Annotated in this window: 17 protein-coding genes; 5 read left to right on the forward strand and 12 right to left on the reverse strand. The window is 36.9% G+C overall.

All coding sequences use genetic code 11. From position 1 onward, the window contains the following. Positions 1 to 503, forward strand: a 503-nt coding sequence (locus tag INT04_RS00005; protein ID WP_319022953.1) for a type VI secretion IcmF C-terminal domain-containing protein, incomplete at its 5' end; no start/stop codon positions are given. 29 nt (positions 504 to 532) lie between these two features. Then, a complete protein-coding gene (locus tag INT04_RS00010; protein ID WP_193014133.1) occupies positions 533 to 1,480 on the forward strand; it encodes a DUF6708 domain-containing protein in 948 nt (315 codons plus the stop codon). A gap of 152 nt (positions 1,481 to 1,632) precedes the next feature. Here the strand turns inward: INT04_RS00010 and INT04_RS00015 are convergent, their stop codons facing one another. Together INT04_RS00015 and INT04_RS00020 are read right to left on the reverse strand one after the other, a co-directional pair. Beyond that, positions 1,633 to 1,932: a hypothetical protein gene (locus tag INT04_RS00015; RefSeq protein WP_193014134.1), complete on the reverse strand. Its 300-nt coding sequence runs from the start codon at positions 1,930 to 1,932 to the stop codon at positions 1,633 to 1,635. 75 nt (positions 1,933 to 2,007) lie between these two features. After that, the gene (locus INT04_RS00020; RefSeq protein ID WP_193014135.1) at positions 2,008 to 3,588 is read right to left on the reverse strand and encodes a TerC family protein; all 1,581 of its coding nucleotides are present in this window, start codon (positions 3,586 to 3,588) and stop codon (positions 2,008 to 2,010) included. A gap of 244 nt (positions 3,589 to 3,832) precedes the next feature. Between INT04_RS00020 and gndA the strand changes: the two genes are divergently transcribed. Beyond that, the gene (gndA, locus tag INT04_RS00025) at positions 3,833 to 5,239 is read left to right on the forward strand and encodes an NADP-dependent phosphogluconate dehydrogenase (RefSeq protein WP_193014136.1); all 1,407 of its coding nucleotides are present in this window, start codon (positions 3,833 to 3,835) and stop codon (positions 5,237 to 5,239) included. A 123-nt stretch (positions 5,240 to 5,362) separates the two neighbouring features. Here gndA and INT04_RS00030 read toward each other — a convergent pair whose 3' ends face one another. Continuing rightward, positions 5,363 to 5,731 carry a winged helix-turn-helix transcriptional regulator gene (locus INT04_RS00030; RefSeq protein WP_193014137.1) on the reverse strand — a complete coding sequence of 123 codons (369 nt, stop codon included), beginning with the start codon at positions 5,729 to 5,731 and terminating at the stop codon, positions 5,363 to 5,365. Between the two features lie 98 nt (positions 5,732 to 5,829). Here INT04_RS00030 and nfsB point away from each other — a divergent pair, with 98 nt between their 5' ends. Continuing rightward, positions 5,830 to 6,483: an oxygen-insensitive NAD(P)H nitroreductase gene (gene nfsB, locus INT04_RS00035; RefSeq protein ID WP_193014138.1), complete on the forward strand. Its 654-nt coding sequence runs from the start codon at positions 5,830 to 5,832 to the stop codon at positions 6,481 to 6,483. A gap of 153 nt (positions 6,484 to 6,636) precedes the next feature. On the opposite strand, the gene INT04_RS00040 is transcribed toward nfsB, so the two are convergent. The 4 genes from INT04_RS00040 to INT04_RS00055 form a co-directional block, all read right to left on the reverse strand. Next, a complete protein-coding gene (locus INT04_RS00040) occupies positions 6,637 to 7,950 on the reverse strand; it encodes a dicarboxylate/amino acid:cation symporter (protein WP_193014139.1) in 1,314 nt (437 codons plus the stop codon). Between the two features lie 386 nt (positions 7,951 to 8,336). Continuing rightward, positions 8,337 to 8,702: a hypothetical protein gene (locus INT04_RS00045; protein ID WP_193014140.1), complete on the reverse strand. Its 366-nt coding sequence runs from the start codon at positions 8,700 to 8,702 to the stop codon at positions 8,337 to 8,339. Positions 8,703 to 8,878: 176 nt separating this feature from the next. Further along, the gene (locus tag INT04_RS00050) at positions 8,879 to 10,228 is read right to left on the reverse strand and encodes a dicarboxylate/amino acid:cation symporter (protein ID WP_193014141.1); all 1,350 of its coding nucleotides are present in this window, start codon (positions 10,226 to 10,228) and stop codon (positions 8,879 to 8,881) included. A gap of 426 nt (positions 10,229 to 10,654) precedes the next feature. Continuing rightward, positions 10,655 to 11,152, reverse strand: a complete 498-nt coding sequence (locus tag INT04_RS00055) for a YbaK/prolyl-tRNA synthetase associated domain-containing protein (RefSeq protein ID WP_193014142.1) — start codon at positions 11,150 to 11,152, stop codon at positions 10,655 to 10,657. Positions 11,153 to 11,466: 314 nt separating this feature from the next. On the opposite strand from INT04_RS00055, the gene yiaY reads away from it, so the two are divergent. Continuing rightward, positions 11,467 to 12,618: an L-threonine dehydrogenase gene (gene yiaY, locus INT04_RS00060; RefSeq protein WP_193014143.1), complete on the forward strand. Its 1,152-nt coding sequence runs from the start codon at positions 11,467 to 11,469 to the stop codon at positions 12,616 to 12,618. 84 nt (positions 12,619 to 12,702) lie between these two features. Here the strand turns inward: yiaY and hisIE are convergent, their stop codons facing one another. From hisIE to hisB, 5 genes are read right to left on the reverse strand one after another with little or no spacing between them, the layout of a single operon-like run. Further along, entirely contained in the window at positions 12,703 to 13,320 is a 618-nt protein-coding gene (gene hisIE, locus INT04_RS00065) for a bifunctional phosphoribosyl-AMP cyclohydrolase/phosphoribosyl-ATP diphosphatase HisIE (RefSeq protein ID WP_193014144.1), read from the reverse strand. After that, positions 13,320 to 14,093: an imidazole glycerol phosphate synthase subunit HisF gene (gene hisF, locus INT04_RS00070; protein ID WP_193014145.1), complete on the reverse strand. Its 774-nt coding sequence runs from the start codon at positions 14,091 to 14,093 to the stop codon at positions 13,320 to 13,322. The genes hisIE and hisF overlap by 1 nt, the downstream gene beginning before the upstream one ends. Further along, complete coding sequence (gene hisA, locus INT04_RS00075) at positions 14,075 to 14,812, reverse strand: 1-(5-phosphoribosyl)-5-[(5-phosphoribosylamino)methylideneamino]imidazole-4-carboxamide isomerase (protein WP_193014146.1); 738 nt, start codon at positions 14,810 to 14,812, stop codon at positions 14,075 to 14,077. The genes hisF and hisA overlap by 19 nt, the downstream gene beginning before the upstream one ends. Before the next feature lie 6 nt (positions 14,813 to 14,818). Then, complete coding sequence (hisH, locus tag INT04_RS00080; protein ID WP_193014147.1) at positions 14,819 to 15,409, reverse strand: imidazole glycerol phosphate synthase subunit HisH; 591 nt, start codon at positions 15,407 to 15,409, stop codon at positions 14,819 to 14,821. Next, entirely contained in the window at positions 15,409 to 16,476 is a 1,068-nt protein-coding gene (gene hisB / locus INT04_RS00085) for a bifunctional histidinol-phosphatase/imidazoleglycerol-phosphate dehydratase HisB (protein WP_193014148.1), read from the reverse strand. Before hisB ends, hisH begins: the two co-directional genes overlap by 1 nt. Position 16,477: the final 1 nt, after the last annotated feature.

Raw genomic sequence — 16,477 nt, forward strand, 5'->3', positions numbered from 1 at the left:
ATACGACTAACGCACAAGGCTTAACCTTTAACCCTGAGTTCTTAAAAGCCTTAGATAAATTAAGCTATCTAGGCGATGTGGTTTTTGCAAATGGTGAAGCGCGTCTTTACTTTGAATTACGTCCGGGGACATCACCCGACATTATGCAAACCCATTTAATGATTGATAGACAATCACTGATCTACGATAACCAACAACCGCAATGGCAACGCTTTGTTTGGCCAGCGGATACCGTTGCCTCAGGTGCATCACTCAGTTGGATCACCACCAAGACAGGCACACGTATTTATGGTGATTATCGTGGCGTCTGGGGCATCATTCGGTTATTGGAAGATGCCCAAATTGTCCCTTATGCCGGCAGCACCAGCAGTTACTCTGTCAGTTGGAAAACCTTAAATGGCCAGTCACTCAATTACACCTTAAGAACCGAAATGGGCGAGGGTCCAATCGCACTTTTGCAACTACGCAATTTTATTTTACCGGAAAAGATCTTTTTAGATTAAAAATTTAAACAAATAAAGAGATAATTAAAATGGACTCTTATGGATTACTACAAAAATTTAAGCTTAATCGCCCATTAAATAACGAAGAAATAGCTGGTAAATTGGACCAAAATAATCGTATTGATTTAGAAAATGAAGAGTTAATTCCAGATGTAAAAGTGATCGCAATAAATTCTCATTATCTAGAAATGGTGGATAAATATTATTCTTCAAAAGGTATTTTTAGTTTTATAGGTGCTTTTGGAACCATAATGTGTTTAGGTGGTATATTATTATTTACAACAGATCTTATTTTCTCCAATCAATTATCTAAAAAAGATTTAATATTTACTCTTTTTATGATTCTTCCACTTATTGGAATGGGATCCTTTATGTTCTATTTACTGAAAACAGAATGGTTTACATGGACACATTATCCTTTACGCTTTGATCGAAAAAATCAGATGGTTTATGCCTTTCGCACTGACGGTTCTATTATTTCAGTGCCTTGGGAAAAGGTGTTTTTTACTACAGGACTTAATTATGTGAAAAATATAAGTGCTGATTATTATATTAGTGGTCATGTACTTGCAGATGATAATAAAACGGTAATTGATACGTTTTGTCTTCCTGCCTCCACAGGTAATCCAGCATTATTGCAACATCATTGGGAATTTATTCGACGCTATATGGAAGAAGGACCTGAGAATATTATTCAACAAGTCGAATTTTGTTTACCTATAGCTAATAAAAAAGAGAGTTATGGTTTTACCTTTTTTTATATATGTACTTTATTTAAAGGACTATTTAAGATCCTGATGTTATTAATGTTTCCACTTATCTTTATTATCAGTATCCCGCGTTATATTGCAATCTTAACCAGTCGCCATCCTATTTGGCCAGAGGAAGTAGAAGAGCAGTGCAAAATAGACCCTAATGATCCTTATATCTTAAATGAAAAAACGAATCCTAAAGATCTCTGGAAAGCATTTTATTAAAAATCATCTATATTGTATTTCATCAACATTTTTATTAGTTTTCCGCTCAACGATATGAATTTTATTAATTCAATGATTGCTTATTTCGAATAGCTCAAACTGTTATCAAAGCCCGTTTTTTTATTTGTTTAAGAAAAATTGTATAAAAATAATTATTTAAACTGAATAAAAGCATTTGCGACTTTTTTAGGACCTTCATAAATTTCAAATTTTTCTAATTCTTTTAATAAATGATGAGGGGCATGTTCAACTAAAAACTGCATATTGCCCTCACTTATCCAATGTTCAGACTCTTGTTTTGTGTGAGTGATTTTAATGGCAAGACTCCAACTATTTGGCTCATAAGGCAGTTGAGTAGTTGGATAATAAAAACCAGCTAAAGGCGGTGGTGATTGTCTTCCCCCTTCAGCAGAGGTTAACCAGACGATTTTAACCCAGACATTGGTATGCATATATTTTCCAGTAGAGACTATCTCCAGATAAAAAATATCCGCCTTAAAGGCGGATATTTTACTATTTGACAGGGATTACGCTTCGTCCACGTTTTCTTCGTCTTCCGGTGTAGGTTCCACAATTCGAACTTTATTAATTCGATGGTTGTTCACTTCTAACGGCTCAAATTCAATGCCATCAATAATGATCTTCTCACCGACAGTTGGAACACGTTGTAAATGCTCCATTAATAAACCTGCTAAGGTTTCATACTCACGTTTTTCATCCAATTTGATTGGAATATAAAGCACTAAGTCTTCAAGTGGTGTAAAGCCATTAACAGTCCATGAACCGTCTTCATTTTGAACTAAGTCGTGACGAGAATCGTTTTCTTCAGAACTCACAGGTAAGTTACCTGCAATCGTTTCCATTACGTCTGTTAACGTCACAATACCTTCAACAGAGCCAAACTCATCTACAACAAAAGCAAAGTGAGTATGGGCACTACGGAACTGTTCTAATGCTTGTAGCAATGATAAACCTTCAGGGAATATCAGCGGTTGTGTTACTAACAAACGTAAATTTAGAGGTTCATTACGTAGTTGTTGATTCAATAATTGAATCACATTCACAACACCTACTGGTTCATCACTGTGCTGTTCATCGGTAATGACAAGACGTGAGTGGGGATCCTTTTCTAATAATTGGCGGATATCATCTTGTGTTGCGTTTAAATCGATGTATTCAACATCATGGCGTGAAGTCATGATACTGTTAACGTTACGCTGACTTAAACCAAGCACACGCACAATCATTTGACGTTCTTGAGGATCGAATGCTTCTTCTGCATTAGAAACTAAGTTAGAAGTATGGGGATCTAACTCAGAAGATTCGGGCTTGCCATTAATAATGCGTAATACCGCTTCTGCTGTACGTTCACGTAAAGAACGAGAGGCAGATAAGAAACGACGGCGGTTAAATTGTGCAAGCTGGTTAAAGACTTCTATCATGATAGAGAAACCAATTGCCGCATACAGATAACCTTTCGGAATGGCGTAGCCAAAGCCTTCGGCAACAAGCGCGAAACCTATCATTAGTAAGAAGCTTAAACACAAAATAACAATCGTTGGGTGATTATTGACAAAGTTTGTCAGTGGCTTACTTGCAAGGATCATCAAGAACATTGCAATAGTGACAGCCGCAATCATGACACCTAAATGGTCAACCATACCCACAGCGGTTATTACCGAGTCAAGCGAGAACACCGCATCCAGCACGATAATTTGCGCAACGACAGACCAAAAGCGTGTCGTTTTACGTTGTTTTCCCTCACCATGGTCTTTGCCTTCTAGCCGTTCATTAAGCTCCATTGTGGCTTTGAACAGCAAGAATATCCCCCCGACAAGCATAATTAAGTCTCTTGCACTGAAAGGATGATCAAACAGTGTGATAATAGGTTTTGTCAGGGTGATAAGCCAAGAAAGGCTGAATAACAACACAACTCGCATCACTAAGGCACACAATAAGCCCGTTATACGCGCTTTGTCTCTTAGTTTTGCAGGAAGTTTATCTGCCAGAATAGCAATGAAAACAAGGTTATCGATACCAAGTACGATTTCGAGAACAATTAGGGTGGAGAGTCCTACCCATATCGTCGGATCTAAGATCCATTCCATACAGTTTGTTTTACCTTCTATAAAGACGGCTTATGCCGACTTGGGAATAATGAGCAATTTGAAGGAATTTTTCAATAATTTATTATCGATATCGGGAGAATAATTTTATTTTGTCGAAAAGATTGTGACACCAATGACATCAATAACTACCACCAAATGGGAGAGTGCGTTACTATGTGATCAGGTTAACAAATTGTCAGTACATTGATACTGGCAGGTTTATTTTCAGACGGGAGTTATTTTCATGTCAAAACAGCAAATCGGCGTGGTTGGTATGGCAGTAATGGGACGTAACCTTGCGCTAAATATTGAAAGTCGCGGTTATTCTGTCTCTATCTACAACCGCTCAAGCGATAAAACCAACGATGTTATCGCTGAAAACCCAGGCAAAAAACTGGTTCCGAATTATTCTATTGAAGAGTTTGTTGATTCGTTAGAAAAACCGCGTCGCATTTTATTAATGGTAAAAGCGGGTGAAGCAACGGATAAAACAATTGCTGCATTGACACCGCATTTAGATAAAGGCGATATCCTTATTGATGGCGGGAATACTTTCTTTAAAGATACCATTCGTCGTAATCGTGAATTATCAGCTCAAGGCTTTAATTTCATTGGTACTGGTGTTTCAGGTGGTGAAGAAGGCGCATTAAAAGGCCCTTCAATTATGCCTGGCGGACAGAAAGAAGCTTACGAATTAGTGGCACCAATCCTTGAAAAAATTGCTGCCGTTGCCGAAGGTGAACCTTGTGTGACGTATATCGGTGCTGATGGCGCAGGCCACTATGTAAAAATGGTACACAACGGCATCGAATACGGTGATATGCAACTGATTGCAGAAGCGTATTCCGTTTTAAAACACTCTTTAGGTCTGACTAACGAAGAATTAGCAGAAACCTTCACTGAGTGGAATAAAGGTGAATTAAGTAGCTACTTGATTGAGATCACCGCGGATATCTTCCGTAAAAAAGACGAAGACGGTAAATACCTTGTTGATGTTATTCTTGATGAAGCGGCAAACAAAGGCACTGGTAAATGGACTAGCCAAAGTTCTTTAGATTTAGGTGTCCCCGTGACCCTAATTACTGAATCTGTATTTGCACGTTATATCTCTTCATTAAAAGATCAACGCGTTGCAGCCTCTAAAGTATTATCAGGCCCAACACCTAAAGCGTTCTCTGGTGATAAAAAAGCCTTTATTGAAAATGTTCGTCGCGCACTGTATTTAGGTAAAATTGTTTCTTATGCGCAGGGTTTTCAACAACTGAAAGCCTCATCTGACGAATATAACTGGGATTTAAACTACGGAGAAATCGCGAAGATTTTCCGCGCAGGATGTATTATTCGTGCTCAATTCCTGCAAAAAATCACAGATGCTTATAATGGAGATGCAAGCATTGCAAATCTGCTGTTAGCACCTTACTTTAAAAATATTGCTGATGAGTACCAACAAGCTCTGCGTGATGTTGTTTGTTATGGCGTACAAGCAGGTATTCCAACTCCAACATTCTCTGCGGCGATTTCTTACTACGATAGCTATCGTGCAGAAGTGTTACCAGCAAACTTAATCCAAGCTCAACGTGACTACTTTGGTGCGCATACTTATAAACGTACTGATAAAGATGGCGTATTCCATACAGAGTGGATGGAATAAGTAAAATTAAATATTAGGTTATATTAATTGAAATATGACAAATAAAAGGTGCTTGATATAAGTGCCTTTTTTATTATCCAAATTTCAAAGGCAATCATTCACAACGACATTATTCGAAGGTTATTATTTTCTATTCGTTGATTTTTTTAATATAGGGATCGCACGTTCTTCTCCCCAGTTTTTTAGTGCAGCTAAAACGTGAGAGAGTGATTCTCCGTCTTCAGTTAGTTTATATTCAACTTTAGGTGGAATTTCCGCATACACTTTACGTTCAATAAGCCCATCAGATTCAAGTTCACGTAATTGCTTAGTCAGCATTCTTGGCGTGATTGAAATAAGCTTTCTTTTTAACTCATTAAATCGCAATGTTTTTCCCTGTAAATGGTAAAGGATCATGCCTTTTCCTTTACCGCCCATTAGTTCTAAAGATGCTTCAACGGGGCATCCGTCATAGGTGTAGTCGTTATATCTATTCTTTTTTACAGTATCCATTTGTATCCTATATACATAAATTGTGCGTACTTGCCAGATAGTAAATTATTATTAAAATAGACGTAATACAAGTGGCTTATTTGAAAATGGTGTAATAAATGAATTTATTAGAAGTATTAAAAACTCGTTATGCGACAAAACATTTTGATAAAAATAAAGTGATCCCTGAGCAAGAATTAGAACAGATAAAAGCGTTGCTGCAGCTAAGTCCATCAAGTGTGAATACTCAACCATGGCACTTTATCATAGCGAAAACTGATGATGCGAAGCTGAAAATTGCAGGATCTACCGAAGGTGGATATGAATTTAATAAAGAGAAAATATTAAGTGCTTCACATGTTGTGGTTATGTGTGCAAAAAATACGTTATCTGAAGGATATCTCTCTCATTTGCTTGAATTAGAAGATAAAGCGGGAAGATATTCTACAACAGAATTCAAAGAGCAGAATAAACTCGCCCGATCATTTTTTGTTAATTTACATGAAAAACAACTTGATGATTTATCCCATTGGATAGAGAAACAAGTTTATTTAAATATGGGGTCTTTGTTACTAGGGGCTGCAACGTTAGGAATAGATGCTCTTCCAATGGAAGGCTTTGACCTATCAAAAATAGATTCAACATTTTCTTTAAATGATAAAGGGCTTCATGCTGTGGCTATTGTGGCATTAGGTTATAAAGAAGAAGATGATTTTAACTACAATTTACCAAAATCAAGATTACCACAGAATGAAATTATTACTGATATTTAAGTTTTTGATTTAAATTTCACTTTATTAAATCATTGAAGAAATATACTAAGATTATTTAATAAAAAGAGAGTACTTAAATACTCTCTTTTTATTTTGTGTTTTATTAATAAATATAAAAATTATTACTCATATGATTTTATATAGTGTGTTTTTTCATTTATCTGATATTAAATCAGTATCTAGCTTGGTTTCTATTGATATATTTCCACTAAAAACATCATTCATTCTCTCTTTATCTAATGCATTTTCCCAGCGAGCAACCACGATACAAGCACAAGCATTGCCAACAAGATTAGTTAATGCGCGACATTCCGACATAAAGCGGTCAATACCCAGAATCAACGCCATACCTGCAACGGGAACACTTGGTACAACGGATAGCGTTGCTGCTAAGGTAATAAAGCCCGCTCCTGTTACACCTGCGGCGCCTTTGGAACTAATCATAGCAACAAAGAGTAATGTAATTTGTTCTGTTAACGACAAATCAACGCCTGTTGCTTGAGCGATAAATAATGCAGCCATGGTCATATAGATATTAGTGCCATCTAAATTAAAGGAATAACCCGTAGGAATAACTAAACCGACGACTGATTTTTTACAGCCAAGACTCTCCATTTTACTCATTAATGTGGGTAATGCAGCTTCAGATGAAGAAGTGCCTAATACAAGCCAGAGCTCATCTTTTATATATTTAATTAAAGAGAGGATAGAAAAACCATTATATTTAGCAACGGCACCCAAAACCACTAACACAAAAAGCAATGCTGTTAAATAAAAAGTAATTACCAACAACATTAAATTACCAATGGAAGAAATGCCGTATTTACCTATAGTAAAAGCCATAGCACCAAAAGCACCAATCGGCGCTAACTTCATTAGCATACCAACCATCTTAAAGACCGGATCGCAAAGATGCTGTAAGAATTTTAATACAGGCTCACCTCGTGATCCTGTTGATGCTAATGCTAAGCCAAAAACTACAGACACAAACAGCACTTGTAAGATATTACCGTTAACTAATGGGCTAACAATAGTATCAGGAATAATATTCATAAAAAAATCAACAAGAGAAGAGCTATGTGCCTGAGTGACATACATTTCTACTCGACTACTGTCTAATGATTCAGGAGAGATGTTTAAACCATCACCAGGACGAATAATATTAGCCGTTATGAGTCCAATAATCAGGGCGATAGTAGAGAATGTAAGAAAGTAAATCATCGATTTACCTGCTACTTTCCCCACTGTTTTCATATTGTTCATACCTGCAATGCCTGTTACTACCGTTAAGAAGATAACAGGTGCGATGATCATTTTTACAATTTTGATAAATCCATCACCAAGAGGTTTAAAAGATTCACCTATATCAGGATAAAAATGACCCAGTAAAATGCCAAGAATGATAGCGATAATAACTTGGATATATAACACACGATAAAAGGGGAGCCTGCGGGATGAAGTCTGCATAAAAATTCCCTGTAACTGAAAGATATTGACTAAATAAAAAAGAAATTATGATGTAAATTATTATTTACATTTATTTTGTTGTGATAGATAACTTAAAGGTCTGAGTAAATCAGGTCAATAAAATAAAGTTGATTTTATCAAATATTGTGCTCTTCATCTAAAAAATTAGATTTAATTTCAATTTATTGCCATTTGAAGAATTTATTTTTCTTAAATCAATAGGTTAATGAAATTATATTTTGTTTTAGTTTGTCGGGTTTCTTTAAGAATATGTGTTTTTAACTTTGTTTTTTGGTGAATGGGATGATTTAAATGTAAATAGATATGGATAAGGAAAGGTAGGAAGAGTAACTAGGCACAATTATTTGTTTCTATTCAATTTATTTTCAAGGGAAAAATGAACCACTGATAAATCCTTCAATATAAATAAACGCTAACCAACCAACAAATAAGCATTCAGAAAAAACAATAATAAAAGCGAATATTGAGGGAAACTCGAAGGTATCTCTGACTAAGAGAAAAAAATGAGGTAGCATGATTGCAGAAAATATAATTTTTATTACCAAAGCAAACGCAACAAGATAAATAGCGATATCTAAAGAAAACACTTCAATTTGAATGAGTGGTACAACAACCGTATAAAAAAGAATAATACTACTAAGAATTATTATGGCGGAACCACCCAACCAATATTTGAAAAATAAAAGCTTCAGAGAATATTGTTTTGTTATCAGATCTTTTAATTTATTCACAATTTTATCCCTTATTTATGAATTAAAAAATTATAAAAATAAGTAAAGAATAATCTATGAGAAAAAGAGACAATAATAAATAAATTATAAAAAATAAGTATTTATTCGTAGTGGTTAGGAATATAAAAAATAAAAGAGCGCACATGCGCTCTTTTATCGATGATAGAAAATGGTTTTTATTTTACTGGGATTTTTATTGAGTTGTCAGATTCAATTTCAATAGGAGTTAATGGCGTATCTTCAATAAATTCACTGGATGCTCTGCCACTAAAGACGTCATTCATTCGTTCTTTATCTAAGGCATTTTCCCAACGAGCAACCACAATACAAGCACACGCATTACCAACAAGATTGGTTAATGCACGACATTCTGACATAAAGCGGTCAATACCCAGAATCAACGCCATACCGGCAACAGGAACACTTGGTACAACCGATAACGTTGCTGCTAAGGTAATAAAGCCCGCTCCTGTTACACCTGCGGCGCCTTTTGAACTTATCATCGCAACTAAGAGCAACGTAATTTGTTCTGTTAATGACAAATCAATACCGGTTGCTTGTGCAATAAAGAGAGCGGCCATGGTCATATAGATGTTAGTACCATCTAAATTAAAGGAATAACCTGTTGGAATAACTAAGCCGACGACTGATTTTTTACAGCCTACATCTTCCATTTTACGCATTAAGCTAGGTAACGCGGCTTCTGAAGATGAGGTGCCTAAGACTAACCAAAGCTCATCTTTAATGTATTTAATTAAAGAGAGAATAGAAAAGCCATTATATTTCGCAACCGCACCTAATACGACTAAGACAAACAGTAATGAGGTGATGTAGAACGTTAGAACAAGTAAGACTAAGTTGCTGATTGAGGAAATACCATATTTACCGATGGTAAAAGCCATAGCTCCAAAGGCACCAATTGGTGCTAACTTCATCAGCATGCTTACCATTTTAAAAACGGGATCAGAGAAGTTTTGTAAGAATTTGAGTACCGGTTCGCCACGCGCATCAATAGAGGCTAATGCAATACCAAAGACAATGGAAACAAAGAGAATTTGTAAGATATTGCCATTAACTAATGGGCTAACAACAGTGTCAGGGATGATATTCATTAAAAAGCCAACAATAGAAGAATCATGTGCTTTAGTGACATAACTTTCTACTTTGCTTGCATCTAATGAAGCGGGGGAAATATTTAAACCATCACCTGGGCGAATAACGTTTGCAACAATCAAACCAATGATTAATGCAATGGTTGAAAAAGTGAGAAAATAAGCCATGGATTTACCCGCGACTGTACCCACTGCTTTCATGTTGTTCATACCCGCAATACCTGTGACTACCGTTAAGAAGATAACAGGTGCGATGATCATTTTTACAATTTTGATAAATCCATCACCAAGCGGTTTAAAGGATTCACCTACATCAGGATAAAAGTGTCCGAGTAAGATACCGAGCAAAATAGCAACGATAACTTGAACATAAAGCACTTTATAAAGCGGTTGTTTTTTAGTTGAAGTTTGCATGAAGATTTCCCTGCACCTATTGGTACATTGTTTATATATTTATATGTTAGAAAATGACAGAGTTGTAAACTGAATTTTACATTATTGTATTTTTATTGATGCTAACTTAAATGTACGAGTAAATCAGGTCAATAAAATAAAATCTATTTAGTTAATTATTGAGTGCTGAATCGTAAAAGAAAGTTAAGAATTTCTGTTTCGTACATTTTTCAGCGTTATTGATGAGGTAATGTGAAATTAGTGATATTTATTCTGATTTTTTTATTATTCTCAGTATTAAATTTTTGAATATTTTCAGATTAGATTATCTAATATTGTCTTTGAGGGTGTAAATCTATACATACAACAAGAGTTGATACTATGATAACAATTACCCTTAGTTGAATTTATGACTAGGGTAATTGTTAAAGATAAATTGGTTTTTTGTTATTCGATTTCTTCGTCACGAATAAAAGAAATTAATTCAGGTTGTGCGATACGTTTGTAATCCTGAGTATTGAGAATAATTGAGCGCTCTAACGTACCCGCATTAAAAGCTAACTCATCAAAGCGTTCAAACAGTAAAGGGTCAGCAACAAGTTTTAATGAAGCATGAAAACTAAAAGGAGGTATTGCGCCAAAGACACATTGAGTAAGGTCATTCACTTCTTTAGGACTTGCTAAAGAGGCTCTTGTGCCTCCTATTTGATGTGCAAGTTTAGTGAGGTCAGCTTGTTTATCTGCAGGTAATATCGCCAGCACATGTTGCTTAATTCCATTTCCTTTTATATGACAAACGAGTCCTTTTGCTCCTTGTCCCAATTGTGTTCCTCTAATTTTTGCGACTTCCTCAGAACGACCTGCGGTTGGGTGTTCCATAACACGGTAAGTTGCGTTGTTGCTGTTTAATAAAGTGGTGAGTTGTTCAAAAATAGTCAAAGGCATCAATGACTCCTGAATTTAATAGGTGATTTCTTTAGCATCATTATACGACTTTAAAAAAAATATTCTGCTATGGTGTTATAAGCTGGTTTTGATTATTTTGATAAGCTTTTCAAATTATTTTGTTACAAATAATAATATGTTAATAGTATTATCCTATTGAATTAATAGGGTAATTAAATATCTAAATTTAATTGCTTATACTAATATGATAATCAAATTGATATTTATTCATTATTTTGATAGTGATCAATTTAAGAACAAAAAGAATAGAACATATTAAAACATAGATTTAACTACTAAAAAGGAAGTCAATAATGGCTGTTTCAACATTCTATATTCCCTCTGTCAATAAAATTGGTTCAGGTTGTCTTGCAGAAGCGGTAAGTTCAATGAAAGACTTTGGTTTTCATAAAGCATTAATTGTGACCGATAGTATTTTAAATCAACTGGGTGTTGTTGATAAAGTCAGTAAATTACTTACAGAAGCAGGTATTTCTAGTGTGACTTATGACGGCACTGCACCAAACCCTACGGTTGAAAACGTTGAAGCGGGATTAGCTCTGCTGAAAGCAAACCAATGTGACTGTGTCATTTCTTTAGGTGGTGGCTCGCCACATGACTGTGCTAAAGGTATCGCTTTAGTGGCCGCTAATGGCGGAAAAATTGCAGACTACGAAGGCGTTGACCGTTCAGCTAAACCACAATTACCACTGATTTCAATCAACACCACAGCAGGTACTGCATCAGAAATGACGCGTTTTTGTATTATTACTGATACTGCGCGTCATATCAAAATGGCTATCGTTGATAAAAACGTTACCCCAATCTTATCTGTAAATGACTCAGAGTTAATGATTGGCATGCCTAAAGGTTTAACCGCTGCAACAGGTATGGATGCATTAACTCATGCTGTTGAAGCCTATGTTTCAATTGCTGCAAACCCAATTACAGATGCCTGTGCATTAAAAGCCGTGACAATGATCAGCCAATCTTTACGTAAAGTTGTTGATAACGGTGGCGATGAACAAGCACGTGAAAATATGGCGTATGCTCAATTCTTAGCAGGTATGGCATTTAATAACGCATCGTTAGGTTATGTACACGCTATGGCTCACCAATTAGGTGGTTTCTATAACTTACCTCATGGTGTGTGTAATGCTGTTTTACTGCCACATGTTCAAGCTTATAACATCCAAGCAGCAGCAGGTCGTTTAAAAGATATTGCACAAGCAATGGGTGTTGATGTTTCTGCAATGAGTGATGAGCAAGGCGCTAAAGCATGCATCGAAGAAATTCGTAAAATGGCAAAAGACGTGGGTATTCCAGCAGGCCTGAAAGAGTTAGGCGTAAAAGAAGAAGACTTCAAAACATTAGCTGAAAATGCGCTGAAAGATGCTTGTGCAATCACTAACCCAGTTCAGGGTTCTGAAAGTGATGTTATCGAGTTATTCCGCCAAGCAATGTAATATTTAAGAAATACAAAAATAGCTAACTCACTATTTTTCTAAAAAAAGCCGATACGCTTATTGTATCGGCTTTTTATTGATACATTACTCTGCTTTTTTATGGCGTTCTTGCAGGCAACCTATCACATCGGAGAGTGATAGGGATTGATCTTGTAATAATACCATTAAGTGATAGAGCAAATCAGAGGCTTCATTTCTTAGCTCTTCTCTGTCATTAACCGTGGCAGCTAATGCTGTTTCTACACCTTCTTCACCCACTTTTTGAGCGATACGTTTTGTACCACTGGCGTAAAGGCGAGCAGTGTAAGAGCTATCCGGTGAGGCATGTTTACGTTCACGTAATATATTTTCAAGCTCATAGAGAAATCCCCACTGGCTTTGCGCGGGTGCAAAGCAGCTTTCAGTACCATTATGGCAAGTTGGGCCAATGGGATTAGCTAAAATTAATAGAGTATCATTATCACAATCAGGGTAAATATTGACTAATTTTAGGAAGTTGCCTGATGTTTCACCTTTCGTCCATAAACGTTGCTTAGTGCGGGAATAGAAGGTGACATTTCCACTTTCTAATGTCACATCTAATGCTTCTTTGTTCATATAACCTAGCATTAATACATCGCCTGAAATGGCATTTTGGATAACCACAGGCATGAGGTTATCGACTTTTTCCCAATCTAATTGCGCTAATGTTTCATTATTCATTATATTCTTACCTTAACGTCATTCTTTGCAAGATACTGTTTTAATTCGTTGATATTAATTATTTGTTTATGAAAAACAGAAGCTGCAAGTGCACCATCAACATTGGCTAATTTAAAGGCATCAAGAAAGTGTGACATCTCGCCAGCTCCACCAGAGGCAATAAGAGGAACATCGGTCACTTCGCGTACCCGTGCCAGTTGTTTTAAATCATAACCTTGTCTTACACCGTCTTGATTCATCATGTTCAAGACAATTTCACCTGCGCCGAGCCGCTGAACTTCACGCACCCAATCAAGCGTTTTCCAGTGTGTCTGTTGTGTCCGCTTTTCATCACCAGTGAATTGGTAAACTAAATATTCACCTGTTTTTTCATCAAACCAAGTATCAATGCCTACAACAACACACTGCACACCATAGCGTTCAGCTAAGCGTGATATCAGTGATGGATCAGAAAGTGCAGGGGAGTTAATCGAAATTTTATCTGCACCAAATGAGAGAATTTTCCCTGCATCTTCAACAGAGCGAATGCCACCAGCAACACAAAAAGGAATATCAATCACTTCAGCGACACGTGATACCCAGCTTTTATCAACAACACGACCATCAGAAGATGCCGTAATATCATAAAATACTAGCTCATCTGCGCCTTCTTTGGCATAGCGTTCAGCAAGCGGAACAATATCACCAATGATTTCATGGTTGCGAAATTGAACACCTTTAACAACTTGTCCATCACGGACATCAAGACAAGGAATTATGCGTTTTGCCAACATGATATCGCCTCTTTTAATGTAAATTTACCTTCTAATAATGCTCTACCAACAATAATACCAGCAACACCTGATGCTGGAAGATCCGCGATATCTTGTAGATCACCAATACCGCCCGATGCTTGGAATAAAATATCGGGAAAGCGCTGGCTAATTTCTTTATACAGCTCAACGTTAGAGCCTGCTAATGTACCGTCACGAGAGATATCAGTACACAGTACATGTTTTAATCCAACACTTTGGTAAAGCTCGATGATCTCTTCGAGGGTATAGGGTGAGTTTTCTTGCCAACCGCTGACAGCTACCCATTTTTTACCTTGTTTATCAATACGAACATCGAGAGCTAATACAATGGCATCTGCACCATAGCGCTCAAACCATGTTTTCACGATGTCAGGTTGGCTGACTGCGGTAGAGCCAATAACAACCCGGCTTGCACCTGCATCTAATAGTGATTTCACATCTTCTTCAGTGCGAATGCCACCGCCCACTTGTACAGGCACATTCACACAGGCAACAAGTTCTTTTAATAATGAAATTTGACGAGCAGAGGGATCTTTAGCGCCCGTTAAATCCACTAAATGAAGGAGTTTTGCACCGTCTTTTTCATATTGTTGATAGCGTGTCAGCGGATTGTCTTCGTAATCACGTTGTTTCGCATAATCACCTTGGTGAAGACGCACTACTTTCCCATCAATTAAATCTAATGCTGGAATAATCATAACGGGTTACATCTCCAAAAAGTTCTTGATAAGTTGAGCACCAGCTTTTCCTGAACGCTCTGGGTGAAATTGCACTCCATAAAAATTATCTTTTTGAATGGCACTACTAAAACGCGAGCCGTATTCAGTTTCAGCAATCGTTGATTCATTGAGTGCTAAAGCGTAACTATGAACAAAATAGAACCAAGCATCGTCACCAAGATCACGAAAAAGAGGATGAGCAGGTTTTGCTAATACTTGATTCCACCCCATATGAGGCAATGGCAATCCCGCTGTATCAAGTTTATCAATAGTGCCATCAACTAAACCCAATAAAGGGATCCCTTTTCCTTCTTCGCTTAGTGAAGCCAAAATTTGCATTCCTAAACAAATACCTAAAACAGGTTGCGTTAACGCTTTAATTAGAGGAATTAGCTCGCGTGCTTTGAGTTGTTCCATCGCGGCTTTAGCTGTTCCTACACCGGGTAAAAAGAGTTTATCCGCAGATAGCACAATATTTTTTTCATAGGAAACAATGGGATCATAACCGAGTCGCTTAACGGCGTAAGCGACGGAGGCTAAATTGGCACAACCTGTATCAAGAATAACCACTTTCATCACAGTACACCTTTTGAGCTGGGTAATGTATTGCCTTCAACACGAATGGCTTGGCGTAATGTACGACCGAAGACTTTAAATAAGCTTTCAGCTTTGTGGTGATCGTTTTTGCCTTTTGATTTCAGGTGTAATGTGCATCCCATGGTGTAAGAGAGTGAACGGAAAAAGTGTTCAATCATCTCTGTACTTAAATCACCGACACGCTGATATTTAAATTCGGCTTTGTATTCAAGATGTGGACGACCAGAAATATCTAACGCACAACTTGCTAGGCATTCATCCATTGGTAATGTAAAGCCGAAACGAGCAATACCGCGTTTATCACCTAAGGCTTCACGTAATGCTTCACCCAAAGCAAGACCAGTGTCTTCAACCGTGTGGTGATCATCAATCACTAAGTCGCCTTGTACATCGATGTTCATACGAAAACCACCATGAGTGGCAATTTGATCAAGCATATGATCAAAGAAACCCACGCCAGTGCTGATTTGGCTATCACCTTCACGATCAAGCCAAATATCAATGGCAATTTTTGTCTCTTTGGTTTTGCGCTCAACATGAGCATAGCGATCTTTTTTCGTGAGTTGTTCTGTGATAACCGCCCAGTTAAGCTCATTAGCATTATAAAACAGGCCTTTGATACCCATATTTTCAGCTAACTGAATATCAGTTTGTCTATCACCAATGACATAGCTGTTATCTTTATCTAGTGCACCATCAACTAAATACTGGGTGACAAGCCCTGTTTCTGGTTTGCGACAAGGGCAGTTGTCTTCAGGTTTATGAGGACAAATTAACACATCATCAAATGAGATCCCTTGAGATGAGAAAACTTGCATCATTAAATTATGAGGCGGATCGAAATCTGCTTGAGGAAAACTTTCTGTGCCTAATCCGTCCTGATTTGTGATCATAATGAGTTTATAACCCGCCTTTTGCAGAGCAGTAAGTGCGGGGATCACGCCATTTTCAAAGGCTAGTTTATCAAGTCTATCAACTTGGTAATCTGTTGGTGGCTCAGTGATTAAAGTACCATCACGGTCAATAAAAAGAATTTTTTGGCTCATG

It is taken from the genome of Proteus sp. FME41 (genome assembly GCF_014897315.1).
In the GTDB taxonomy this organism is placed as follows: domain Bacteria; phylum Pseudomonadota; class Gammaproteobacteria; order Enterobacterales; family Enterobacteriaceae; genus Proteus.

Coding starts and splice junctions, on each gene's coding strand:
- INT04_RS00040 (WP_193014139.1), bottom strand. CDS start 7,950: ATGCAGACTTCATCCCGCAGGCTCCCCTTTTATCGTGTGTTATATATC.
- INT04_RS00020 (WP_193014135.1), bottom strand. CDS start 3,588: ATGGAATGGATCTTAGATCCGACGATATGGGTAGGACTCTCCACCCTA.
- INT04_RS00050 (WP_193014141.1), bottom strand. CDS start 10,228: ATGCAAACTTCAACTAAAAAACAACCGCTTTATAAAGTGCTTTATGTT.
- nfsB (WP_193014138.1), top strand. CDS start 5,830: ATGAATTTATTAGAAGTATTAAAAACTCGTTATGCGACAAAACATTTT.
- INT04_RS00015 (WP_193014134.1), bottom strand. CDS start 1,932: ATGCATACCAATGTCTGGGTTAAAATCGTCTGGTTAACCTCTGCTGAA.
- gndA (WP_193014136.1), top strand. CDS start 3,833: ATGTCAAAACAGCAAATCGGCGTGGTTGGTATGGCAGTAATGGGACGT.
- hisH (WP_193014147.1), bottom strand. CDS start 15,409: ATGAAAGTGGTTATTCTTGATACAGGTTGTGCCAATTTAGCCTCCGTC.
- hisB (WP_193014148.1), bottom strand. CDS start 16,476: ATGAGCCAAAAAATTCTTTTTATTGACCGTGATGGTACTTTAATCACT.
- hisF (WP_193014145.1), bottom strand. CDS start 14,093: ATGTTGGCAAAACGCATAATTCCTTGTCTTGATGTCCGTGATGGACAA.
- yiaY (WP_193014143.1), top strand. CDS start 11,467: ATGGCTGTTTCAACATTCTATATTCCCTCTGTCAATAAAATTGGTTCA.
- INT04_RS00055 (WP_193014142.1), bottom strand. CDS start 11,152: ATGCCTTTGACTATTTTTGAACAACTCACCACTTTATTAAACAGCAAC.
- hisIE (WP_193014144.1), bottom strand. CDS start 13,320: ATGAATAATGAAACATTAGCGCAATTAGATTGGGAAAAAGTCGATAAC.
- hisA (WP_193014146.1), bottom strand. CDS start 14,812: ATGATTATTCCAGCATTAGATTTAATTGATGGGAAAGTAGTGCGTCTT.
- INT04_RS00030 (WP_193014137.1), bottom strand. CDS start 5,731: ATGGATACTGTAAAAAAGAATAGATATAACGACTACACCTATGACGGA.
- INT04_RS00010 (WP_193014133.1), top strand. CDS start 533: ATGGACTCTTATGGATTACTACAAAAATTTAAGCTTAATCGCCCATTA.